Origin of the sequence: Amycolatopsis sp. NPDC051071 (assembly GCF_040682875.1) — a bacterium.
Lineage (GTDB): Bacteria > Actinomycetota > Actinomycetes > Mycobacteriales > Pseudonocardiaceae > Amycolatopsis.
Window position 1 is genome coordinate 1 of record NZ_JBFBBY010000126.1, and the last position, 21993, is coordinate 21993.

21 protein-coding genes and 1 pseudogene are annotated in these 21993 nt (G+C 68.6%); 10 read left to right on the plus strand and 12 right to left on the minus strand.

Annotation, left to right across the window (positions count from 1 at the left end; genetic code table 11):
• The first annotated feature begins 259 nt into the window (after positions 1 to 259).
• The 3 genes from AB0M65_RS30595 (at position 260) to AB0M65_RS30605 (ending at position 4221) form a co-directional block, all read left to right on the plus strand.
• Entirely contained in the window at positions 260 to 820 is a 561-nt protein-coding gene (locus AB0M65_RS30595; protein ID WP_364035213.1) for a hypothetical protein, read from the plus strand.
• Between the two features lie 69 nt (positions 821 to 889).
• On the plus strand, positions 890 to 2269 hold the full coding sequence (locus tag AB0M65_RS30600) for a glycoside hydrolase family 28 protein (RefSeq protein WP_364035216.1): 1380 nt from the start codon (positions 890 to 892) through the stop codon (positions 2267 to 2269).
• A 65-nt stretch (positions 2270 to 2334) separates the two neighbouring features.
• Complete coding sequence (locus AB0M65_RS30605) at positions 2335 to 4221, plus strand: acyl-CoA dehydrogenase (protein ID WP_364035219.1); 1887 nt, start codon at positions 2335 to 2337, stop codon at positions 4219 to 4221.
• Here the strand turns inward: AB0M65_RS30605 and AB0M65_RS30610 are convergent.
• From AB0M65_RS30610 to AB0M65_RS30625, 4 genes are all read right to left on the minus strand, one after another.
• The gene (locus AB0M65_RS30610; protein WP_364035222.1) at positions 4178 to 4924 is read right to left on the minus strand and encodes an ion channel; all 747 of its coding nucleotides are present in this window, start codon (positions 4922 to 4924) and stop codon (positions 4178 to 4180) included. The two genes, AB0M65_RS30605 and AB0M65_RS30610, sit on opposite strands and share 44 nt — an antisense overlap.
• Positions 4925 to 4962: 38 nt before the next feature.
• Positions 4963 to 5412, minus strand: a complete 450-nt coding sequence (locus AB0M65_RS30615; protein ID WP_364035225.1) for a TIGR03618 family F420-dependent PPOX class oxidoreductase — start codon at positions 5410 to 5412, stop codon at positions 4963 to 4965.
• Between the two features lie 156 nt (positions 5413 to 5568).
• Complete coding sequence (locus AB0M65_RS30620; RefSeq protein WP_364035228.1) at positions 5569 to 6003, minus strand: VOC family protein; 435 nt, start codon at positions 6001 to 6003, stop codon at positions 5569 to 5571.
• A 23-nt stretch (positions 6004 to 6026) separates the two neighbouring features.
• Positions 6027 to 6668, minus strand: a complete 642-nt coding sequence (locus AB0M65_RS30625) for a hemolysin III family protein (RefSeq protein WP_364035269.1) — start codon at positions 6666 to 6668, stop codon at positions 6027 to 6029.
• 131 nt (positions 6669 to 6799) lie between these two features.
• On the opposite strand from AB0M65_RS30625, the gene AB0M65_RS30630 reads away from it, so the two are divergent.
• Complete coding sequence (locus tag AB0M65_RS30630) at positions 6800 to 7576, plus strand: isoprenyl transferase (RefSeq protein WP_364035231.1); 777 nt, start codon at positions 6800 to 6802, stop codon at positions 7574 to 7576.
• 79 nt (positions 7577 to 7655) lie between these two features.
• Here AB0M65_RS30630 and AB0M65_RS30635 read toward each other — a convergent pair whose 3' ends face one another.
• Positions 7656 to 7895, minus strand: a complete 240-nt coding sequence (locus AB0M65_RS30635; RefSeq protein ID WP_364035233.1) for a hypothetical protein — start codon at positions 7893 to 7895, stop codon at positions 7656 to 7658.
• A gap of 729 nt (positions 7896 to 8624) precedes the next feature.
• Here AB0M65_RS30635 and AB0M65_RS30640 point away from each other — a divergent pair.
• The gene (locus AB0M65_RS30640; RefSeq protein ID WP_364035272.1) at positions 8625 to 9914 is read left to right on the plus strand and encodes a PhoH family protein; all 1290 of its coding nucleotides are present in this window, start codon (positions 8625 to 8627) and stop codon (positions 9912 to 9914) included.
• A 140-nt stretch (positions 9915 to 10054) separates the two neighbouring features.
• On the opposite strand, the gene AB0M65_RS30645 is transcribed toward AB0M65_RS30640, so the two are convergent.
• Complete coding sequence (locus AB0M65_RS30645; RefSeq protein WP_364035236.1) at positions 10055 to 11494, minus strand: GuaB1 family IMP dehydrogenase-related protein; 1440 nt, start codon at positions 11492 to 11494, stop codon at positions 10055 to 10057.
• Positions 11495 to 11529: 35 nt separating this feature from the next.
• Here AB0M65_RS30645 and AB0M65_RS30650 point away from each other — a divergent pair, with 35 nt between their 5' ends.
• Entirely contained in the window at positions 11530 to 12000 is a 471-nt protein-coding gene (locus AB0M65_RS30650) for a DUF309 domain-containing protein (protein WP_364035239.1), read from the plus strand.
• 269 nt (positions 12001 to 12269) lie between these two features.
• Entirely contained in the window at positions 12270 to 13499 is a 1230-nt protein-coding gene (locus AB0M65_RS30655; protein WP_364035242.1) for an NADH:flavin oxidoreductase/NADH oxidase family protein, read from the plus strand.
• A 24-nt stretch (positions 13500 to 13523) separates the two neighbouring features.
• Here AB0M65_RS30655 and AB0M65_RS30660 read toward each other — a convergent pair whose 3' ends face one another.
• From AB0M65_RS30660 to AB0M65_RS30675, 4 genes are all read right to left on the minus strand, one after another.
• On the minus strand, positions 13524 to 14198 hold the full coding sequence (locus AB0M65_RS30660) for a Pr6Pr family membrane protein (protein ID WP_364035245.1): 675 nt from the start codon (positions 14196 to 14198) through the stop codon (positions 13524 to 13526).
• Between the two features lie 135 nt (positions 14199 to 14333).
• Entirely contained in the window at positions 14334 to 15851 is a 1518-nt protein-coding gene (locus tag AB0M65_RS30665) for an ATP-dependent DNA ligase (RefSeq protein ID WP_364035248.1), read from the minus strand.
• A 123-nt stretch (positions 15852 to 15974) separates the two neighbouring features.
• Positions 15975 to 16817, minus strand: coding sequence for a helix-turn-helix transcriptional regulator (locus AB0M65_RS30670; RefSeq protein ID WP_364035251.1), 843 nt, complete (start codon positions 16815 to 16817; stop codon positions 15975 to 15977).
• A gap of 91 nt (positions 16818 to 16908) precedes the next feature.
• A complete protein-coding gene (locus AB0M65_RS30675; RefSeq protein WP_364035254.1) occupies positions 16909 to 17181 on the minus strand; it encodes a hypothetical protein in 273 nt (90 codons plus the stop codon).
• A 262-nt stretch (positions 17182 to 17443) separates the two neighbouring features.
• Here AB0M65_RS30675 and AB0M65_RS30680 point away from each other — a divergent pair, with 262 nt between their 5' ends.
• Entirely contained in the window at positions 17444 to 18439 is a 996-nt protein-coding gene (locus AB0M65_RS30680; protein WP_364035257.1) for a DMT family transporter, read from the plus strand.
• Here AB0M65_RS30680 and AB0M65_RS30685 read toward each other — a convergent pair.
• Positions 18419 to 18724: pseudogene (locus tag AB0M65_RS30685) on the minus strand (hypothetical protein); the annotation flags it as partial. The gene AB0M65_RS30680 and the pseudogene AB0M65_RS30685 overlap by 21 nt on opposite strands.
• 44 nt (positions 18725 to 18768) lie before the next feature.
• On the opposite strand from AB0M65_RS30685, the gene AB0M65_RS30690 reads away from it, so the two are divergent.
• Positions 18769 to 19350: a TetR/AcrR family transcriptional regulator gene (locus tag AB0M65_RS30690; RefSeq protein ID WP_364035260.1), complete on the plus strand. Its 582-nt coding sequence runs from the start codon at positions 18769 to 18771 to the stop codon at positions 19348 to 19350.
• On the opposite strand, the gene AB0M65_RS30695 is transcribed toward AB0M65_RS30690, so the two are convergent.
• Entirely contained in the window at positions 19347 to 20744 is a 1398-nt protein-coding gene (locus AB0M65_RS30695; protein WP_364035263.1) for a class II fumarate hydratase, read from the minus strand. The genes AB0M65_RS30690 and AB0M65_RS30695 overlap by 4 nt on opposite strands.
• A 145-nt stretch (positions 20745 to 20889) precedes the next feature.
• On the opposite strand from AB0M65_RS30695, the gene AB0M65_RS30700 reads away from it, so the two are divergent.
• Positions 20890 to 21879, plus strand: coding sequence for an NAD(P)/FAD-dependent oxidoreductase (locus AB0M65_RS30700; protein ID WP_364035266.1), 990 nt, complete (start codon positions 20890 to 20892; stop codon positions 21877 to 21879).
• The last annotated feature ends 114 nt before the right edge of the window (positions 21880 to 21993 follow it).

Here is a 21993-nt window from a genome sequence, read left to right on the forward strand (position 1 = left end):
CTCCGCCCCCAGACGGCGCTGAGCCGCGTGAAGGCCCCCTTCCCTCGGCTCAGCCGAGGGAAGGGGGCCTTCACGCGCTGTCGTCGTGGCGGACCGCCTCCACCGGTCTGAGGTGCCCCTCACCGGCATCCGGTTGCCCCGGGTTTCGCCGGAGGAGAACACGGGTGAATGTCGGCCGTAGCACGCGTAGCGTGGGTAGCGTTGTAATCATGTAATCGCGAAGGCGAGCATGCACACCTACTTCAGGACGGCGAGACCTATGGGACGCGGTGGATGGAAAGGCCGAGGCGGCTGGCAGCAGGCGGAGATCCCTTCGGCGGACGACGCGGCCGCGTGGTTCGGCGGGCGGCTTCCGGAGGGCTGGTTCACCGGTGACCCCGTGGTCACGGTGGATCGCGAGGAGATCGTCATCGTCGGCGAACTCCAGCCGCTCACCGGTGAGTACGCCGACGACGCCGCCCGCGCGGCGGCGGAGGACGGCCGGATCAGCCGGTTCCGCGAGGAGACGCGCGACGAGCGCATCGAGATCGCGCGCCAGGCCGAGCACCGGTATCAGCGCAAGGTCGCCTGGGGCGCCCGCCTCGGCGGCACGAAACACCTGTTCACCACGCATTCGGCCCCGGTGATGACCAGGCTGCGTCAGCCGGAACGCCTGGTACTCGACACCCTCGTCGACGCCGGCGTCGCGCGGTCGCGGTCGGAGGCGCTGGCATGGGCTGTCCGGCTGGTCGGGGAGCACGCGGACAGCTGGCTCGCCGAACTCCGGGAGGCGATGACCAAGGTGGACGATCTCCGCTCACAGGGACCGGACCTTTCCTGAGCCCCGGCTTCACCCCTACAGTCGGGAGTCCGCCGTCTTGACCGAAGTCCTCTTGCGAAAGAAGGCGTCATGGACGGCAGGATCACCCGGCGGCAGCTGATCAACGGCACCCTGGCGGTGGCGGGCGCGGTGGCGGCGGGTCCGCCGCTCGCGCCTGCCGCCCGGGCGGCCACGGTCTCGGTTCCCCGGCTTCCCTGGCCCGAGGCCAACGAAATCGTCGCGCGGACGAAGCTCCCGGTCTTCCCGGACCGGACGTTCTCCGTCCTCGATTTCGGCGCCGAAGGCGACGGCGAGACCGACAACACCGCCGCGATCAAGAAGGCCATCGAGACGGCCAACGCGCGAGGCGGCGGACACGTCGTCGTACCGAAGGGCACCTTCGTCACCGGTGCCGTTTACCTCAAGAGCAACGTGGACCTGCACCTCGCGGCGGGCGCGGTGCTCGCATTCGGTTCCGACGCCTCGAAGTTCCCGAACGTGCTCACGCGCTACGAAGGCATCGAGTGCGTCAACCGGTCGCCGATGATCTACGCGTACCAGGAAACCAACATCGCGTTGACCGGGCCGGGCACGCTCGACGCCGTCCGGACGTCCTCGTGGAACAAGGGCAAGGACCGCGAGTACCTGGAATCCCTGGTGGCCGAGGGAACACCGCCGGAGAAGCGGATCGTTCCCGGCTCCGGGCACGCCATGCGGTCCGCGTTCGTCGAGCCGTACGCGTGCGACACCGTGCTGATCCAGGGCGTCACACTGAAGAACCCGATGTTCTGGCAACTGCACCCCACGCTGTGCCGGAACGTCACGATCGACGGTGTCCGCACCGATCCGGGCACGGCGCGTTCCAACACCGACGCCTGCGACCCCGAATCGTGCGACCACGTCGTGATCGTGAACAGCGTCCTCGGCGCGCACGACGACAACATCGCGATCAAGAGCGGCCGGGACGCCGACGGGCGCAGGGTCGGCGTGCCCTGCCGGAACATCGTCGTCGCCGACTGCGTGATGAACGGCAACTGGGGCGCGATCACCTGCGGCAGCGAGCAGACCGGCGGGATCCGCGATGTCTACGCGTACAGGCTCACCGTCACCGGCGAGACGAAGTACGCGCTGTACGTCAAGTCGAACACCCTGCGCGGCGGGTGCACCGAGAACATCAACCTGGACAGCGTGTCCGGCACGTTCGCGCGCTCGGTCGTGTACGTCCTTCCGGATTACAACGGCCAAACCGGCGCGTACGTCCCCCGGTTCGGGCCGTTCACCCTCAGCAACTCCTCCAGCCTGAAGTGCGGGCAAGCGGCGTTCAACGTCCGGGGGTTGCCCAACTCACACGTTCGGGGTCTGCGGGTGAGCGATTGCCGCTTCGATGGCGTCGCGAACACGGAGAACACCCTGAAACACGTCGATGACCTGCGGTTCGAGAACACCACGATCAACGGGAAACCGGTCTGATTCGACCTGCGCGTCCCGATGCGGTGCGGCAGGCTGGGCGAAGACCGCACCGCATCGGAGGAATCGTGGACACACCAGGACTTCCCGCGAAGATCGACCCGGACGCGCTGACCACCGTCCTCGACGGACGGTGGGCCGGGCTGCGCCGCGCGGTGCGCGCGCAGATGGCTGCGGAGAGCTTCAAAGATCCCGTCGATCTCGACGTCGAGGCGCATCGCGCGCAAGTTCTCGAATGGCTGCGCAAGCTCGCTGAGACCGACCGGCCGGGGCTGGGTTTCGACCCGGCGTACGGCGGTGGCGGCGACGTCGGCGGCGCGTTGACGTCGTTCGAGATGCTGGGGTTCGGCGACCTCTCGCTGATGGTCAAGGCCGGCGTCCAATGGGGCCTGTTCGGTGGCGCCGTGCAGTTGCTGGGCACCGAGCGTCACCACGAACGCTATCTGCGCGAGATCCAGGATCTGGACCTGCTGGGCTGCTTCGCGATGACCGAGCACGGCCACGGCTCGGACGTCCAGCATCTGCGCACCACCGCGACCTACGATCCGGCCACGCGTGAGTTCGTCGTGCACACGCCGGATCGCGGCGCGATGAAGGAGTACATCGGCAACGCCGCCCGCGACGGCGAACTCGCGGTGGTCTTCGCGCAGCTGATCACCGGTGGTGAGTCACGCGGCGTGCACGCGTTCTTGGTGCCGATCCGCGGTGAGAACGTGAGCGGTGTCGAGATCGAGGACTGCGGCCGCAAGGCCGGTCTCAACGGCGTCGACAACGGGCGGCTCACTTTCACCCAGGTGAGGGTGCCGCGTGAGGCGCTGCTCAACCGCTTCGGTGATGTCGCCGAGGACGGGACGTACACGAGCCCGATCGAAAGCGACGGCCGCCGGTTCTTCACCATGCTCGGCACGCTCATCCGCGGCCGGGTCAGCGTCGCGGGCAGTGCCGGCAGTGCGACGAAACGCGCACTCGCGCTGGCCGCCCGGTACGGCGAGCTGCGGCGGCAGTTCGCGCGGCCCGAAGGCGAAGAAGTGGTGATCCTCGATTACCGCGCCCACCAGCGGAAACTGCTTCCCGCGCTGGCGACGTCCTACGCGCTGCACTTCGCGCAGGAAGGGCTCGTCGGGAAGCTCCACGACATCGCGGCGGACGCGCCGGAGGAGGAACAGCGTGAGCTGGAATCGCGTGCGGCCGGGATCAAGGCCGTCACGACCTGGCACGCGACGGCCACCATCCAGACCGCCCGCGAGGCGTGCGGCGGATCGGGTTACCTGTCGGAGAACCTGCTCGCCGGGCTGAAGGCCGACACCGACGTCTTCACGACGTTCGAGGGCGACAACACCGTGCTGCTGCAGCTGGTCGCGAAGAGCCTGCTGACCAGCTACAAGGACCATTTCGAGGATATGAGCCCGCTCGCGACCGCGCGATTCGTGGCGGAGCAGCTGGTCGAGGCCGTGATCGAACGGACGTCGGCACGCAAGGTCGTCGAGCGGCTCACCGAAGCCGACGACGGCGACGTGCTGTACTCACGCGAGTGGCACCTGAAGCTGTTCGAAGACCGCGAAGAGCACGTACTCGGCGGCGTCGCGCAGCGGCTCCGGAAGGCCGCGTCTGATCCTTTCGGGGTGTTCAACGAGGCGCAGGATCACGTTCTGCGAGCCGGACGCGTCCACGTCGATCGAGTGGTGCTGGCGGCGTTCGTCGACGCCATCGAGCGCTGCGCCGATCCGGACGCCCGGGAGCTGCTGGAGCGGGTCTGCGACCTCTACGCGCTGGCGAACATCGAGGCCGATCGGGGCTGGTTCCTCGAACACGGACGCCTGACCTCCGGGCGCTCGAAGGCCGTCACCGCCGCGGTGAACGCCCTGTGTGCGGACCTGCGCCCACACGCGCGGACCCTGGTCGACGCCTTCGCTATCCCCGAGCAGTACCTAGCGGCTCCGATGCTGCGGGACTGACGACGGCCCGCTGCTCGGCGAGTTCGGCCCGCAACGCCTTGACCTCGCGGGTCAGCTCGTCGAGGTGCTCGCGGGTGACGGCCTGCGCGCTCTCGTCGGCTTCGGTCACCCGGCGGATCAGCCACGACGCCAGCGTCGCGGTGACCACCCCGAGCAGCGCGATCCCGGCCACCATCAGCCCGACGGCCACGATCCGGCCGGCACCGCTGACCGGGTAGCGGTCGCCGTAGCCGACCGTGGTGATCGTCGTGATCGACCACCACACCGCGTCCGCGAAGTCGGTGATCGGCGGGTCCGGCGCGGTGCGTTCGGCGTCGAGGACGGCGAGCGCGGAACAGAACACGATGAGCGCCGTCGCACCCACCGTGTAGACCACGACGCGGCCGCGCAACGAGAGACCGGCGTTGCGGTTGAGGACGTTGAGGACCGTGACGAGCCGGAGCAGCCGCAGCTGCCGGATCAGCGGGAGCACGATGATCAGCAGGTCGAAGATATTGTTCTTGAGGAACACCCGTTTGTCTTCGGCGTGCTTGAGGCGGACGCCGTAATCGAGGGCGAAGACCGCCCAGGAGATCCAGGTGATCACCTCGCACCACACCCGGCCGGGGTGGCCGAGCGAGGGCTGGAGGATCGGCCACGCGTAGGCGGCCAGGAACAATACGGCGGCGGCGTTGAGCGGCCACTCCATCCGCTTTTCCCACATCGGGTGTCTCCTCACCTGGCCTTTTCCAGGTGCGTACGTTAAGCGATGTCGAGCACCGTTCCATAGAGTTTCCCGACTCCGATGGTGAGGAAAAGCCGGCGTTCGGCCGCGATGGTCTCGAGGAACCCGGCTTCGTCGTCGGGTTTTTGGCGTTGTGCGGCGAGAATTCGCCGCCCGGCCGCGTCGCCGGGTGTTCGCGTGACTTCGGAGAGTTCCGCTTTTCCTTCCGCCACGGCGAATTTCCAGTGGTCGTCGCTGGAGACGTACAGCGAGACGTCGGGGTTGTTGCGGACCTGCTTGACCTTGAGCCGGTCTTCGGTCGTGCTGATCCGGATCTCGCGGGTTTCGGGATCCCAGTCGTAGATGACGGTGGAGAGATGTGGGCGGCCGTCGCGCTTGAGGGTCGCGAGTGCGCCGAAGGTGTGCTGGGCGAGGAAGTCGCTGAGGGCGGCTTCGTCGAGGCTGCGGGGCGGAGCGTTCTTGGTCATGACGGTGAGCATGGCCGGGGTTTCAGCGCGCCGGAAGAGGGCACTTTCTTGTGCCAGAGGGAACACTCTTGTGTCCATCCTGGTCACGGCGCCGGCGCTGTCCGCAATTAGTCCTCTGGTTGCGGTGGGGCACGTGAGGACACCCGTATGCGAAGCTCAGTCGAGGCAGAACTCGTTGCCCTCGATGTCCCGCATCACGATGCACGACTCGTTTTCCTCGTCGGCGAGCATGACCCGCTCGCAAACCGCGCCGAGCGGGATCAGCCGGTCACGCTCGGCTTCGAGAGCGGCGAGGCGTTCGTCGCCGACGAGCCCGGTGCCCGCCCGCACGCAGAGATGCACCCGGTTCTTGACGACCTTGCCTTCGGGAACACGCTGGAAGTACAGCCGCGGGCCCACGCCGTTGGGGTCACCGCAGACGAAGCCCTGGTCCCGCTTCTCCAGCGGCAGCGAGTCGTTGTACGCGTCCCAGCTCGCGAAACCGTCCGGAACCGACGGGATGACGTACCCCAGCACCTCGCACCAGAATCGGGCGAGACGCTCCGGTTTCGCGCAGTCGAAAGTGACCTGGACCTGCTTGACCGACACCATCCGCTCACCATAGTGGCGAGGTATCAGGCGTACATCGCCAGCCAGATCGCGATGTAGTGCGAGATGGCGGCCAGCACCGTGCAGGCGTGGAAGTACTCGTGGTACCCGAAGGTGTCCGGGAAGTGGTTCGGCCATTTGACGGCGTAGAACACCGCGCCCATCGTGTAGAACAGACCGCCGACGCAGAGCAGCACGAGAGCGGCGATGCCGGCGTGCGCGCCCAGTTCGGGAAGGATGAAGACGGCGACCCAGCCGAGCGCGATGTAGATCGGCACCCCCAGCCAGCGCGGCGCGTTCGGCCACAGCATCTTCAGTGTGACGCCGGCGATCGCACCACCCCAGACGCTCGCGAGCACGATGTACCCGGACGGCTGAGGCATCGCCAGAAGGGTGAACGGCGTGTAAGTGCCGGCGATGAACAGGAAGATCATCGAATGGTCGGCACGCTTCATCCATTCGTATGCTCGTGGGCTCCACAAGCGACGGTGGTACAGCGCGCTGACGCCGAAGACGCCGAGCACGGTCAGTCCGTAGACCGAAGTGGACAAAGCGGCTATCGGCGACACGGTGGACGCCGCGAGACTGATGAGGGCCGCGGCTCCGGCGACGGCGCCGAAGAAGGACCAGAAGTGAAGGTAGCCCCGCAGCCGAGGACGTGTGTCCACCACGGGCGTGGGGCCGGACGGTTGGGGTTCGGTCTCTACGCTCACTCATCCAGGTTACGGCACCGTAGGATTTTTTTCAGTGTCCGTGGCGCGTCCCACTGGGGCGCGCGGGGTGCGTACTCTCCGGTGGCGTGAGTCTTCGGTCCTTCGTGTCAGACGTCCTGTACAGCGCCTACGGCAGGCGCCTGATCCAGCAGGCCAAGGGGCGTCATCCACGCCATATCGCCATCATGCTGGACGGGAACCGCCGCTGGGCGCGCGAAGCGGGCTTCACCGATGTCGCGGACGGCCATCGCGCCGGCGCCAAGAAGATCGCCGACTTTTTGAGCTGGTGCAACGAGGCCGACGTCGAGGTCGTCACCATGTGGCTGCTCTCGACCGACAACCTCGGCCGCGCGGTCGAGGAACTGAGCCCGCTGCTCAAGATCATCACCGACGTCACGGACGAACTCGCCGCACCCCACACGCCATGGCGGCTCCGCATCGTGGGCGCACTGGATCTGTTGCCGCCGGAGGTCGCGAAGGCGCTCAGCGCGGCCGCGGAGCGCACCGAAGGGCGTTCCGGGATGGAGGTCAACATCGCGGTGGGTTACGGAGGGCGTCAGGAGATCGCCGACGCGGTCCGCAAGCTCCTGCTCCAGCACGCCGACGAAGGCACGTCGATCCGCGAGCTCGCGAAGATCCTGGACGTCGACCATATCTCCGAACATATGTACACCTCGGGTCAGCCGGATCCGGATCTCATTATCCGCACCTCGGGTGAGCAGCGGCTTTCCGGATTTCTGCTCTGGCAATCGGCACATTCGGAATTCTGGTTCACCGAAGCGTATTGGCCCGCGTTCCGCCGAGTCGATTTCCTGCGTGCCATGCGTGATTACGCCTGGCGGCACCGGCGCTTCGGTTCCTGAGGTTCACGAGTTTCCCAGCGCGGGTATGACGAAGGCCCCGGAGTGCGCACTCCGGGGCCTTCGACGTCCACGCTGAAGATCAGTGGTGGTGGTGCTCCAGCGAGTGGAGGATCAGGGCCGGGGTGGTGGCCACGCCGGTGTAGGCGCCGGCGACCAGCGAAGCGGCACCATAGCCGAGCGCGCCGCCACCTTCGATGAACGTGGCGTAGGCGTCGCCGAACGTGGGATCCGGGGTGCCGTCGGTCGCGGCGAACGCGGTCCCGCCGACCATCATGAGACCTGCGGCCACGGCGGAAACGAAACCAGCCTTCTTCAACACTGCGCACACTCCTTGGTAGAGATATTCAGGGATTCGGGGCACCGATGTTCCGGTGGGTGTGTCCCGCGGTGAGAAAATTACTCGCTATTCAGCTCTTGTGACCGTTCGGTAAGCCCATTGTGTAAGCCAAAAATGCATTGTTTCACTCGGTACGGTTCTCTGTCTCGAACACAAAGTGCGCTCCGCTACCGAACGTGGTAGAAGCCCGATTTCGATCAAGCGAACGCCCTCCGTCGTGGTAATCCATCCGGGTCGCGTCGACGAGGGTCCCTGAATGGAGATCGTCACTACACATCGTGACAGTGACCAAGTGTGGATGTCAGGCGACCGACAGTGAGATGACGGTTTGGCGAATCACCGTGGTGGCTGCCTGCGCGATCGCCCGGACGCAGGTACCTTCCGGAAGTGAGGGTTCGCGTCCCATGCGGACTCTCACGGGAGGCCCTGGTCGTGGCGGTTGTCGACAGGGCGGCACAGCCGCCCAGTGGATGCACGAGGGGGCCGGCACCCGGCCCTCGTGGCCGTGCCGACTGACGTGTGAGCGTCAGCGGGAGCGGTCAGCAAGGGAAGTGCCCGGCCCAGCGAGTGCGGGCGTGGTGCCACGCCCACGAGGGAGATGCCGTCGTGACTGCGCAGCGTTCACCCCGCAAGGCCTCTGGCCATTCTTCGACCGGTGCCCCTGGCCCGGAGAAAGCCTCGATCTCGCCCGAATCCCAGCGGTCCACTTACGTGCTCGACACGTCGGTCCTGCTCTCTGATCCCTGGTCGGTGACTCGTTTCGCCGAACACGCGGTCATCCTTCCGCTGGTCGTCATCAGTGAACTGGAGGCGAAACGTCACCACCCCGAACTGGGCTGGTTCGCGCGCGAAGCGCTTCGCATGCTCGACGACCTGCGTCGTCAGCACGGCAGGCTCGACGCGCCGATCCCGATCGGTGAGCACGGCGGCACCCTGCAGGTGGAGTTGAACCACTCCGATCCCACGGTGCTCCCGGTCGGCTTCCGCACCGACTCCAACGACCACCGCATCCTCGCCTGTGCGCTCAATCTGGCGGCGGAACGCGTGTCGGTCACCCTGGTGACCAAGGACATCCCCCTGCGGGTCAAGGCGGGCGCCGTCGGTCTCGAAGCCGACGAGTACCGCGCGCAGGAGGTGACGCCGTCGGGGTGGACGGGAATGGCGGATGTGGACGCATCCCAGACCCTGGTCGACGCGCTGTTCAGCGTGTCTTCCGCGGCGGATCCCGCGGAGTTCGGGATGCCCGAAGTCGGCGAATTGCCCTGTCACACCGGCCTGAGGCTGCTGGCGGGGAGTTCGAGCGCGCTGGGCCGGGTCACCGCGGACAAGCGGATCCGGCTCGTACGGGGTGACAAGGAGGCGTTCGGGCTGCACGGCCGCTCCGCCGAACAGCGGGTGGCGCTGGATCTCCTGCTGGACTCCGATGTCGGCATCGTCTCGCTGGGCGGACGGGCCGGTACCGGTAAGTCGGCGCTCGCGCTCTGCGCGGGTCTGGAGTCGGTGATGGAACGCCGCCAGCACCGCAAGGTCGTGGTGTTCCGGCCGGTGTACGCGGTCGGCGGCCAGGACCTCGGCTACCTGCCGGGTTCCGAGTCCGAGAAGATGCAGCCGTGGGCGCAGGCGGTGTTCGACACCCTCGGCGGGCTGGTCAGCCAGGACGTCCTCGACGAGGTCTTCGACCGCGGCATGCTCGAGGTGCTCCCGTTGACCCATATCCGCGGCCGGTCGCTGCACGACACGTTCGTCATCGTCGACGAGGCGCAGTCCTTGGAGCGCAACGTGCTCCTGACCGTGCTTTCGCGACTCGGCACGGCGTCGCGTGTGGTGCTCACGCATGACGTCGCGCAACGCGACAACCTGCGGGTCGGGCGGCACGACGGCGTTTCGGCGGTGATCGAGAAGCTCAAGGGTCACCCGCTGTTCGCGCATGTCACGCTGACCCGTTCCGAGCGGTCGCCGATCGCCGCGCTGGTCACCGAGATGCTGGAGGACCACGGCTAGCCGAAGCGGGGAGTCCCCTTAGGACAGTCCTAAGGGGACTCCCCGTGCACGTGAGTTCCGCCTTCAAGCACGCGAGTTCCCTCTCCAAGCACGCGAGTGCGAAGTCTGAGCACGCCCGGGGCGGTGCTTGGGGCCGCGGATCACCAGCCGGACGGCAGCGGACGGCCTTCCGCGAAGCCCGCGGCCGACTGGATGCCGAGCAGTGCGCGCTCGTGGAACTCCTCCAGCGTCCGCGCCCCCGCATACGTGCAGGCGGACCGGACACCGGAGCCGATCGAGTCGAGCAGGTCCTCGACGCCGGGGCGAGCCGGGTCCAATGCCATCCGCGACGCCGAGATGCCCTCTTCGAACAGGCCCTTCTTCGCGCGCTCGAAGACGTTGTCGGTGCGTGTGCGGGCGCCGACGGCCCGTTTGGACGCCATGCCGAACGACTCCTTGTACGGCTTGCCCTGTTCGTCGTAACGCAGGTCGCCGGGGGATTCGTGGGTGCCGGCGAACCAGGAGCCGACCATCACCGACGACGCTCCGGCCGCCATCGCGAGCGCGACGTCGCGCGGATGCCGCACGCCGCCGTCCGCCCAGACGTGCTTGCCCAGTTCACGGGCCGCGGCCGCGCATTCGGCGACGGCGGAGAACTGCGGGCGGCCGACGCCGGTCATCATCCGCGTCGTGCACATGGCGCCGGGCCCGACACCGACCTTGACGATGTCCGCGCCCGCGTGGATCAGGTCGCGGGTGCCCTCGGCGGTGACCACGTTGCCCGCGACCACGGGGACCCGCGGGTTCACCGACCGGACGGCCTTGAGCGCGGAGATCATCTTCTCCTGGTGCCCGTGCGCGGTGTCGACGACCAGCACGTCGACGCCTGCCGAGAGAACGGCCTCGGCCTTGGCCGCGACGTCGCCGTTCACGCCGATCGCGGCGGCGACCCGCAGATGTCCGCTGCTGTCGACGGCCGGGGTGTAGATCTCCGCCCGCAGTGCGGCGATCTCGGTCAGGACGCCCGCGAGCCGTCCGTCGGCGTCGACGCCGAGCGCGAGACGGCCGCCGTGGGCGTGCAGGCGTTCGAAGACTTCACGCGGCGAAGTTTCCAGCGGGACCGTGACGAGGGCCGGTTCCGCGACGTCGGCGAGCCGCGCGAAGCGGTCGACACCGGCGCAGGCCGCTTCGTCGACGATGCCGACCGGCTTGCCGTCCTCGTCCACCACGACGACGGCGCCGTGGGCACGTTTGCCGACCAGGTTGAGCGCGTCGGCGACGGCGTCCCCGCCGCGCAGCACGAGGGGGGTGTCCCAGACGGTGTGGCGGCTCTTGACCCAGCCCACGATGTCGGCGACCGCGGCGACGTCGACGTCCTGGGGGAGCACGACGAGCCCACCGCGCCGGGCGACCGTCTCGGCCATCCGGCGGCCGGCGACGGCCGTCATGTTGGCCACCACGATCGGGATCGTCGCGCCGGTGCCGTCCACGGTGGACAGGTCGACGTCGAAGCGGGACTCCACATCCGAACGGTTCGGCAAGAGGAACACGTCGTCGTAGGTCAGGTCGTGAGCGGGTCGATGCCCGTCGAGAAAGCGCACGAGTCCCCAGAATACCCGCGTGGGAGAATGACGGCATGACCGACCGGGACCGTGACGAAGCCGGACGAGCCCGCAACGCACGCCCTCGGGACGGTCTCGGCAGGCCGCTCCCGTACGGCGCCGACGGGGTCGAGAGACAGCCCGAAGGCATCGAAAGGGCTGTTGAGGACACCATCGCCGAGGCGCAGCGCCTGCTCGACACGGGCCGCCCGTTCCACGCGCACGAGGTGTTCGAAGACGCGTGGAAGGCCACCGACGGACCGGAGCGGGAGCTGTGGCGTGCGCTCGCGCAGCTCGCCGTCGGGCTGACTCACGTGGCAAGGGGGAACGGGAACGGCGCGGTCTCGCTGCTGGAGCGGGGCGCGGTCAATCTCGAGCCGTTCCGCGAGGCCCGGCCACACGGGATCGACATCCCCGGGTTGCAGACGTGGGCGCGGGCGATGGCAGACGAGGTGAAGGCGCGTGCCCGGGTGGAGCCGGTCCCGCCGCGGCTACTGGGCCTGTAGCGCCGAGCCGGAGCGGTGCGGCTCGATCAGCAGCGGGCCGTAGTGCCTGTCCCGCCGGGGTGAGCCGGTAGCTCGTCCGGGTGGGGAAGTCGATGGGGTGATCGAAGGACACTTCGCGGCCACCGCCGCCGACGTCGTCCGACGTGGTCCGGACGGGGCGCTGGCGCTACGTGATCGACAATCCCTTCGGCCTTGAGTAGTCGACATACCGCGAGTATGTTACTTCGAGTAGGGATACTGCCCAGTAGGTAACGGCCGGAGGAACCGCGATGAGCGAGCCCAAGGAACTGCTGGCCGAACCGCTGAAACTGCGATGCGGCGCGCTCCTGCCGAACCGGCTGGCCAAGGCCGCGCTGAGTGAGCAACTCGGCGACCGCCGCAACCGGCCGACCCCGGAACTCGCCGAGCTGTACCGGACGTGGTCGTGGGGTGGCGCCGGGACGCTGATCACCGGCAACGTCATGGTCGACCCCACCGCGCTCGGCGAACCACGCAACGTCGCCGTGCCGAAGGAGCCGGACGTGACCACGTTCAAGCACTGGGCGCGTGCGGCCGACGGGACCGAGACCCGGCTGTGGGTCCAGCTGAACCATCCGGGCCGCCAGAGCCCGCGATTCCTGTCCCGGCAGCCGGTCGCGCCGTCCGCCGTGCCGTTCGGCGACCGCGGTATCCGCTCGGTCTTCGCGACGCCGCGGGCACTCACCGGCGACGAGATCGAAGCGATCATCGACCGCTTCGGCGTGGCCGCGCGCACCGTCGTCGATGCCGGGTTCAGCGGCGTCCAGATCCACGGCGCGCACGGCTACCTCGTCTCACAGTTCCTCTCGCCGCTCACCAACCAGCGCACCGACGGCTGGGGTGGCGACGCGGTGAAGCGGCGCAGGTTTCTGCTCGAAGTGGTCGGCCGCGTACGCGAGGAGGTCGGCGACGCCGTGCCGATCTCGGTCAAGCTCAACAGTGCCGACTTCCAGCGCGGTGGCTTCAGCGAGGACGAATCGCTCGAAGTCGTCCGTGAGCTGGGAGAAGCGGGTATCGACCTGCTGGAGGTCTCCGGCGGCACCTACGAGAAGGCCGCCATGATGGGCTCCGGCAAGGCGAGCACAGTCAGCCGCGAGGCTTATTTCCTCGGCTACGCCGCGAAAGCCCGGCAGATCACCGACGTCGCGCTGATGGTCACCGGTGGTTTCACCAGCCCGGAGGGAATGGCGGACGCGCTGCGCTCGGGTGCGCTGGACGTCGTCGGCCTCGGCAGGCCGCTGGTCGTCGACCCCGCCCTGCCCACGCGGCTGCTCGGCGGCGAGGACGTCCGTGCCGAGCGCAAGGCCCCGAAGACCGGCATCCGGCTGGCCGACAGCCTGCTGGAGATCCAGTGGCACACCCAGCAAATGCACCGCGTGGCCGCCGGGAAACCGGTGGACCGGCGCCTCGGCGCGGTGCGGACGCTAATGCGCGCCGGTGTCGCGGATCCGCTCAACGCCTTCCGCCGGGTCCGGGGCTGATCCGTCCATGCCCCCGCCGCCGCCCTAAACGGAGGAGCTCCGCTCCCAGGTCAAATCCTCGTCCGGCTCTTCCCGTCGGCTGAAGGTGCGGTCGAAACCGACCGCGGCCGCCGCGAGCCCGGTGAACAGCACGCCGATCAGCACGCAGTTGAACGCGACGCCGCCGTAGCTGTTGATGCCGGGGTCGACGAACGGGTACGGGTAGAACCCGATGAACGCGCCGCGCACCAGCGTGACCGCGAGCCAGGCCAGCGGGTACAGCAGCGACCACCCCAGGACCCGCCACGACAACTGGCCGCGCGGCCCGAACAGCAGCCAGCCCGCGACGCACATCAGCGGCGACACTTTGTGCAGCATCGTGTCGGCGAAGACGGCCCAGCCGTGCAGTTCGTAAAGGTCGGCGAGCGCGACCTGGAAGACGACACCGGTCACGGTGATGCCGACGAGCCCGGTGAGGCGCAGTACGCCGAACCACGTCGACCGGCCGGCGGCGCCCAGCGCGAGCAGGAGGCTGCCGATACCGACCAGGATGTTCGAGTCGATGGTGAAGAAGGCCAGCAGGTTGGCCACCCGGCCCGCCGGGGTCTGGAAGGTGCCGCCCGTGGTGCCCGCCGAGACCGGGATCTGCGCGGCCAGACCCGCGACCACCACCAGCGCCGTCACGCCGAACCAGGCACGCGCGATCTTGGAAGCCCGCATTCTGTCTACTTTATGGGTGATCGGGTTGCGACGTCCCGTCACCGCCACCCGCTGCCACTCGATCGGGGGGCGTCCTCCTTCGCGATTAGTCCTCTGGTTGCGGTAGTTGCGCGCGCATGGACCGCGACTAGAGGACTAATCGCCGGGCTTGAGGAGGGCGCGCACGGTGTCGATCGTGTCGGCGTCGGCGGCCTCCTTGTCCGGCCGGTACCGGACGACGCGGGCGAACCGCAGCGCCAGCCCACCCGGATACCGCGTGCTCAGCTGTGCGCCGTCGAGTTCGATCTCGACGACGATCTCCGGCCGGACGAACACCGTCCAATCCGTCCGATGGGTCTCGATTTCCTGGAACGTCCTCGTCTGCCAGGCCAGCAGTTCGTCGGTCATACCCTTGAACGTCTTGCCGACCATGATCGGCGGGCCGCCATCGGGGTCGCGGGCGCCGAGATGCAGATTCGACAGCGAGCCGGTGCGCCTGCCGTGCCCCCATTCCGCGGCGAGCACGACCAGATCGATCGTGTGCACTGGTTTCACCTTGAGCCACGCCCGCCCGCGCCGCCCCGCCGCGTACGGCGACGTGAGGTCCTTGACCATCACGCCCTCGTGCCCGGCGGCCATCGCCGCCTCCAGTACCGCTTCCGCCGAGGCCGGCGCGATCTCACCCGGGATCACGTGCTCCCCGGCGACCTTGCGCAGCGCGACGTTTCGCTCGGACAGCGGCGCGTCCAGCAGGTCGACGCCGTCGAGATGCAGGCAGTCGAAGAAGTACGGCCGCAGCAGCAGGGCCTTGACCTGCTCCTCGCGGGTGCTGCCGAACCGGCTCACCGTCTGCTGGAACGGCCTCGGCCTGCCGTCGTCGGTCAGCGCCAGCGTCTCGCCGTCGAGCACCACCGACGTACACGGCAGCGCTCGCACCAGCTCCACCAGTTCTTCGACGGTGCCGGTGATCTCCCGCAGCGTCCGCGTGTAGATGTGTACCTCGTCGCCCTCGCGGTGTACCTGGATCCGCGCGCCGTCCATCTTGTATTCGATGAGCATTTCGGCGTGCTCGGCGACCGCCTCATCCAGCGATTCCGCCGGTGACGCCAGCATCGGCCGGATGGGCCTGCCCAGCGCGAGCCGGAACTCCGCGAGCCTTGCCTGGCCGCCGGTCATCGCCGCCAGCCCGGTCACCGGCAGCTGCCCGGACAGCATGAACGCGCGCCGGACCTCCTCCGCCGGGATCTCGGACGCCGCCGCGATGGCGTCCACCATGATCCCTTCGAGCGCGCCCTGCCTCAGTTCGCCGGTGAGCAGCCGGAACAGGAACTCCTGCTCTTCCTTGGTCGTCCGGGTGAACAACGCCCGCAACGTCTCCGCGCGCAGCTTCACCGAACCCGGGCCGGACGCCGCCCCGACCGTGCCGAATCCCGTGTCGACCTCCGCCACGGTCAACGACGGCTCGGCGGCCGGTGCCGCTTTCAGCTCCGCGAGCGTCCGCCCGCCGGTGCCGATCCGGCCCTGCGTCAGCTGCCCGGTGAGGAACGCGATCACCGCGGGCAGCTCGGTCTCCCCGGCGGCGCGCAGCAGTGCGGCCAGGGTGGCGATCTTCGCCTTCCTGGACCTCGTGGCGGCCAGTTCGGCCGACGCGGCTACCACCGCGGTGAACAACATGGGTCCATCATCACCCGAGGTACCGACAGTTTCGCGCCGAAGCCGGGATCACGGCGGGGCGTGGAGCGGCGGGGCGGGCGCGGAACGAAGGCCCGGGACGACGCGCCGAGCGCGAGGAGGCCTTCAGGCGTGCGCGGGATCCGTCACCCAGCTGGCGAGCAGGCCGAGTGCCCGTTCGCTGACCGAGCCGGGCTCGGCCGTGTAGATCACCAGCGCCTGGTCCGGGTCGTCGGGCAGTCGCAGTGTCTCGTAGCGCAGCCGGAGTTCACCCACGACCGGGTTGATCATCACCTTCCACGCGTGCGCCTTCTCGCGCACGGTGTGCTTGGCCCACAGCTTCCGGAACTCCTCGCTGCCGAGCGAGAGCTCGCCGACCAGCTGCGCGAGGTACGGGTCGTCCGGGTACTTCCCGCTCTCGGAACGCAGGTTCGCGACGACCTCCTTCGCGATCGTCTCCCACTCCGGATGCAGGACGCGGGCGTGCTCGTCGAGGAAGAACATCTTCGGGATGTTGCGCTCGCCGGGCGGGCAGGCGGCGAAGTCGAACGACAGCGCGGCGCCGAGTGGATTCCAGGCCAGCACGTCGAGATAGCGGCCGAAGACGAACGCGGGGGACTGGATGGCGTTCAGCATCAACCGCAGTTCCGGCCGGATCCGCTGTGCCCTCGGCCGCGCGACGCGTTTGCGTTTCGGGGCGGCCAGATTGCGCAGGTAGGTCTCTTCGTCGCGGTGCAACCGCAGTGCCCGGCTCAGCGAATCGAGGACGGAATCGGACACATTGCGTGCCCTGCCCTGTTCGAGCCGCGTGTAGTAGTCGACGCTGATCCCGGCCAGCTGCGCCAGCTCCTCACGCCGCAGCCCGGCGACCCGCCGCTGGTTGAAACCCGTCGGCAGGCCGAGGTCCGCCGGGTCCAGCGCGGCCCTGCGTGCCTTGAGGAAGTCGCCCAGTTCGGCCGTGCCGGTCATGTCGGCAAGTATCCCGGAAACCCGGGGTCGCGTGCCTGGTCCTGGCAGACCCAGGCTCGTGCCCCCAGCGTGCCGCCCGTCCGGACACGCGTCAGTTCTGGCGCGGTACGGCCAGGTCCGAGCAGGACTTCTCGTCGGGCAGGAGCGGGCGGAAGGCGACGAGCCAGGTCGTGCCCCCCGTCGCCCAGCGGGTCGTGAGAGCGGCGGACCTGGCCAGGCTTTCGGCTTGGCGCAGGGCAGCTCCTTCCAAGAGGACGCAAAGCCCGCCGTCGACATGGTGTGTGCCGGCGAAGGTCGCGAAGGGCCACTGCCGTACATCGGGGCTGTCCGGTCGTTCGCTCGACGCCCAGCCGATGGCGGCCATCCGGATCGCCCGGTAGGCCTTGGGGACGCTCTCCGCGTCCGCCGTACAGCGTGAAAACGAGCAGGTATCCGTCGAGCACGTCGCCGGGCACCAGCAGACGTCCGCCGCCGTAAAGACTGAACTCGGAGAGGACGGCGACCGGGGGCTCGGCGGAAGTGGCACCCGATCCGGTTGCGTCGGAGTTATGGTCCTGTCGGTCAACCATGATCTGGCCCTGTGCAGAAGGCCAATTCGCCGACATCGTGGGGACATGGACACGGACATGGAACGAAGAAGTGTGGCGGTCGGCGTACTGGGGGTGCTGATCGTCGGCGCGTCCGTGCCGGTGACGGGAATGCTCGACGGCTACCCCGTCATCACCGGGCAGGCCCTTCGCTACGCGTTGGCGGGGGCGCTGCTCCTGGTCTGGGCGCGGTTGCGCGGGCGTCCGATGCCGATGCCGCGCCCGCGCGATCTGCCGTCGCTGATCGCGATCGCGGCGACCGGGATGATCGGTTTCCAGGTGTGCCTGCTGTTCGCCCAGCGCTACGCCGAACCCGGCCTGGTCGCCGCGTTCCTCGGCGGGACGCCGCTCGTACTCGCGCTCGCGGCCCCGCTCGCGAAGGGGAAACGGCCGTCATGGGCGCCGGTGGCGGGTGCGGTGCTCGCCGGGCTCGGGATCGCCGTGCTCTCGGGCGGCGGCGCGGCGCGCTGGCAAGGTCTGGTGCTCGCGTCGCTGGCGATGGTGTGCGAGGCGCTGTTCACGCTGCTGGCCGTCGGCGTGCTCGACCGGCTCGGTCCGCTGGCGACCGCGACCTGGAGTTGTTGCGCCGCGGGCGTCGGCGGCGCGGTCGTCGGCACGATCGCCGACCCGTCCGGCGCATGGAGGTGGCCGGACGGGCGGGAACTGGTCGCGCTCGGCTATCTGACCGTCGTCGTCACGGCGATCGCGTTTCTTCTTTGGTACTCGGCGGTTTCGGTGCTGGGCGCGGACCGGGCCGGGGTGCTGGTGGGGCTGATGCCGGTTTCCGGGCTCGCCGTCTCGCTGCTGCTGGGAATGCAGGATTTCCGGTTCACCCAGCTGATCGGGGTCGCGCTGGTGTCTTCAGGCGTCGTGCTCGGCCTGCGCCGCCGCGAGCTCGGTGAGCCGGGCACATTTGGCGCCGAAGTGCTTCACGACGTCGTCGCCGATGATCGAGACCATCACCCCGCGCAGCGGACCGTCGAGGGTGATCTGCTGGACGAACTCCGTCCCGCCGTCGACCGCGGTCAGTCGTAGCCCGAGATCCATCGCACCGAAGGGAACCGGCTGACGGATGGCGATCTCGCGGTCCGGCACCAGGGCTGTGATCGTGATCGGTTTGGCGATCCGTGAGTGCATACGTCCTCGCACGGCTCCGGACGGGACGATGAAACCGGCCGTTCCGACCTCGGCGGGGCCGTAAAGTTCGACGCTGGTGACGTCGGGATCCCAGTCGGGCCAACGGGTGACGTCGCCTAGTAACGGCCAGAGCGCGGACGGCCGTCCTGGCAGGATTTCGCGGGAGGTTCTGGTCCAGGTCATCCCCCGACGATATACGGAACTTGCGGTCTCGTAAACTGGTTCGCATGATGCGAGGCAGGCCGAGGGAAGAGGGAATCGACGACGCGGTCCGCGAGGCCGTGCGGGCGCTGCTGGCCGAAACCGGTTACCAGCGCTGCACGATCGACGCGGTCGCGGCGCGGGCCGGGGTCGGCAAGGCCGCGGTCTACCGGCGATGGCGGTCGAAGGCGGAACTCGTCTTCGCCGCCGTGATCCACTCCGTGGACCTCGAACCACCGGAGGACACCGGCACGCTGCGAGGTGACGTGGAGGCCGTTCTCGGCGCCATCGAGTCCTCTTTGGACGGTGTGGAGGTCAAGAGCGCGTTGCCGTCGCTGCTCGCCGACATCCGGTCTGATCCCGCACTGGAGACACGGTTCGCCGAGTTGTTCCTCGGCCGAGAACTCGGTTATCTGGTCGAGATGCTGGATCGGGCCGTCGCGAGAGGGGAACTCTCGCAACGGCCCGATCCGCTACTCGTGCACGCGATCCTGCTCGGCCCGGTGCTGGCGTGGCTGCACCTGTTCGCCGATCCCGTGCCACAGGGCGGATTAGCGGCTTCGCTCGCCTCACCACTCCATGCGGCACTGGTTGCTCTCGATGACTAGCGACCTCCGCGCGCCATACGGAGCACGTCGAGTGCTTCGTCCAGCTGGGCCTCGGTGAGCTTGCCGTTCGCGACGTGACCGCGTTCGATCACGACCTCGCGGATCGTCTTCAGCTCCTTGAGCGCCAGCTTCGCGATCGCGGCGGCCTCTTCGTAGCCGATGTATTTGTTCAGCGGCGTCACGATCGACGGCGACCCCTCGGCGTACTCGCGCGCGCGGCCGGCGTTCACCGTCACACCCGCGAACACCTTGTCCGCCAGCAGTCGCGAGACCGCCGCGAGCAGCCGTGCCGATTCGAGCACGTTGCGCGCGATCACCGGCAGGTTCACGTTGAGCTGGAAGTTTCCCGCCGCACCGGCGAAAGCGACCGCCGCGTCGTTGCCGATCACCTGGGCGACCACCTGCAGCGTCGCCTCCGGGATCACCGGATTCACCTTGCCCGGCATGATCGAGGAGCCCGGCTGGAGATCCGGCAGCGCCAGTTCGGCGAGCCCCGTTCGCGGGCCGGAACCCAGCCAGCGCAGGTCGTTCGCGATCTTGTTGAGCGACACCGCGACGGTGCGCAGGTGCCCGGAGGTCTCGACGACGCTGTCCTGCGTCGCCTGCGCCTCGAAATGGTCGCGCGCCTCGGTCAGCGGCAGGCCGGTGACCGAAGCCAGTTCTTGTGAGACAGCCGATCCGAAGCCCTCGGGCGCGTTCAGCCCGGAGCCCACCGCGGTGCCGCCGATCGGCAGTTCACCGAGTCGCGGCAGTCCCGAACGCAGCCGCTCGACGCCGAACCGGACCTGTGACGCCCACGCGCCGGCCTCTTGGCCGAAGGTGATCGGGACGGCGTCCATCAGATGCGTGCGGCCGGACTTCACGATGTCCGACCATTCGGCCGCCCGCGTTTCGATCGCGGCGGCGAGGTACTCCAGAGCAGGGATCACGTCGGAGAGCACTGCTTCCGTCGCGGCCACGTGGATCGTCGTCGGGAAGGTGTCGTTCGACGACTGCGAGGCGTTGACGTGGTCGTTCGGGTGCACGTCACGGCCGAGCGCCTTCGAGGCGAGTGTCGCGATGACCTCGTTGGCGTTCATATTCGACGAGGTCCCGGAACCGGTCTGGAACACGTCGATCGGGAAGTGCGCGTCGTGCTTGCCCCCGGCGACCTCGTCGGCCGCCTTCGCGATGGCCTCGGCGACGTCGGCGTCGAGCACGCCGAGTCGCGCGTTGACCCGGGCGGCGGCGGCCTTCAGCAGGCCGAGCGCGCGGATCTGGGCACGCTCCAGGCCACGGCCGGAGATCGGGAAGTTCTCGACGGCACGCTGCGTCTGCGCGCGGTAGAGGGCGTCGACGGGGACGCGCACCTCACCCATGGTGTCGTGTTCGATCCGGTATTCCTGTTCAGCCATGCCTCAAGTTTCGCGCAGTGGCCCGCCGCGCGCTCCGTGTCTTTCGGCACCCGCGCGCGTTGCCGTCCCGGGGGTGCGGCGCCGAGGGCTAGGATCGAATGTGTTCTCGATCACGCCGCCCACCACCGGCCGGGAGAGTGCCGAAATGAGCGAGTCCGCTGGGGAAACGTCGTACGACCTCGTCATCATCGGGGCCGGACCGACGGGTTTGTTCGCCGCCTACTACGCGGGTTTCCGCGGCCTTTCGATGGCCGTCGTCGATTCCCTGCCGGAGGCGGGCGGACAGGTCACCGCGATGTACCCCGAAAAGATGATCTACGACGTCGGAGGATTCGCGGAGATCCGGGGACGGGATCTGGTGCAAGGTCTCCTCGACCAGACGGCGCCATGGAAGCCCACGTACCTCCTCGGACGCAAGGCGGAGAAGCTCGAAAGCGTCGAAGGCGGCATCACCGTCACGCTCGACGGCGGGCAGGTCCTGCGTGCCGGCGCGGTGCTGATCACCGCGGGGATCGGCGAGTTCACCCCGCGTCCGCTGCCTGCCGGGGACGGCTGGCTCGGCCGCGGCATGGTCCATTTCGTGCCCGCCCTGCAAGCGCACGCCGGCCAGCACGTGGTCGTCGTCGGCGGCGGGGACTCGGCGTTCGACTGGGTGCTCGCCCTGCATCCGGTCGCCGCGAGCGTCACCCTCGTACACCGGCGCGCCCGGTTCCGCGCGGCCGAATCGATCGTGCGGCAGGCGCGGGAACTCGGCGTGCGGATCGTCACCGACGCCGAAGTCACCCGTTTCTTCGACCGCGACGGTGCGCTGGCGGAAGTCGAGATCCAGGTCAAGGGCGAGGCGACGGAGGTGCTGCCCGCCGATTCGGTGGTCGCCGCACTCGGTTTCACCGCCGATCTCGGGCCGATCGAAAGCTGGGGACTGCAGATCGACCACCGCGCGATCGCCGTCGACTCGACCATGGCGACCCCGCGGGAGCGGGTCTACGCGGCGGGCGACGTCGCGGCGTATCCGGGGAAGGTGAAGCTGATCGCGACCGGGTTCGGGGAAGCCGCGACGGCGGTCAACAACATCGCGGTCATGCTGGATCCGGACGCGCATCTGTTCCCCGGTCACTCCAGCAACGCCGAGTAGCGCGAGTGTCATGAGGGGTCCTTGGGTTCACGGGGTCGTTGCAACACCGATTGTGGTCGGAGGTTGTGGTGGCGGGTCGTGTGCCGTTGGGGCGGGATGTGCGGGTGCGGTTCT

What these genes read in the sequence shown, in the direction of transcription:
- AB0M65_RS30595 (WP_364035213.1), top strand. Translation starts at nt 260, where the DNA reads ATGGGACGCGGTGGATGGAAAGGCCGAGGCGGCTGGCAGCAGGCGGAG.
- AB0M65_RS30600 (WP_364035216.1), top strand. Translation starts at nt 890, where the DNA reads ATGGACGGCAGGATCACCCGGCGGCAGCTGATCAACGGCACCCTGGCG.
- AB0M65_RS30610 (WP_364035222.1), bottom strand. Translation starts at nt 4,924, where the DNA reads ATGTGGGAAAAGCGGATGGAGTGGCCGCTCAACGCCGCCGCCGTATTG.
- AB0M65_RS30615 (WP_364035225.1), bottom strand. Translation starts at nt 5,412, where the DNA reads ATGACCAAGAACGCTCCGCCCCGCAGCCTCGACGAAGCCGCCCTCAGC.
- AB0M65_RS30620 (WP_364035228.1), bottom strand. Translation starts at nt 6,003, where the DNA reads ATGGTGTCGGTCAAGCAGGTCCAGGTCACTTTCGACTGCGCGAAACCG.
- AB0M65_RS30650 (WP_364035239.1), top strand. Translation starts at nt 11,530, where the DNA reads ATGACCGACCGGGACCGTGACGAAGCCGGACGAGCCCGCAACGCACGC.
- AB0M65_RS30655 (WP_364035242.1), top strand. Translation starts at nt 12,270, where the DNA reads ATGAGCGAGCCCAAGGAACTGCTGGCCGAACCGCTGAAACTGCGATGC.
- AB0M65_RS30660 (WP_364035245.1), bottom strand. Translation starts at nt 14,198, where the DNA reads ATGCGGGCTTCCAAGATCGCGCGTGCCTGGTTCGGCGTGACGGCGCTG.
- AB0M65_RS30665 (WP_364035248.1), bottom strand. Translation starts at nt 15,851, where the DNA reads ATGTTGTTCACCGCGGTGGTAGCCGCGTCGGCCGAACTGGCCGCCACG.
- AB0M65_RS30670 (WP_364035251.1), bottom strand. Translation starts at nt 16,817, where the DNA reads ATGACCGGCACGGCCGAACTGGGCGACTTCCTCAAGGCACGCAGGGCC.
- AB0M65_RS30675 (WP_364035254.1), bottom strand. Translation starts at nt 17,181, where the DNA reads ATGGCCGCCATCGGCTGGGCGTCGAGCGAACGACCGGACAGCCCCGAT.
- AB0M65_RS30680 (WP_364035257.1), top strand. Translation starts at nt 17,444, where the DNA reads ATGGAACGAAGAAGTGTGGCGGTCGGCGTACTGGGGGTGCTGATCGTC.
- AB0M65_RS30690 (WP_364035260.1), top strand. Translation starts at nt 18,769, where the DNA reads ATGATGCGAGGCAGGCCGAGGGAAGAGGGAATCGACGACGCGGTCCGC.
- AB0M65_RS30695 (WP_364035263.1), bottom strand. Translation starts at nt 20,744, where the DNA reads ATGGCTGAACAGGAATACCGGATCGAACACGACACCATGGGTGAGGTG.
- AB0M65_RS30700 (WP_364035266.1), top strand. Translation starts at nt 20,890, where the DNA reads ATGAGCGAGTCCGCTGGGGAAACGTCGTACGACCTCGTCATCATCGGG.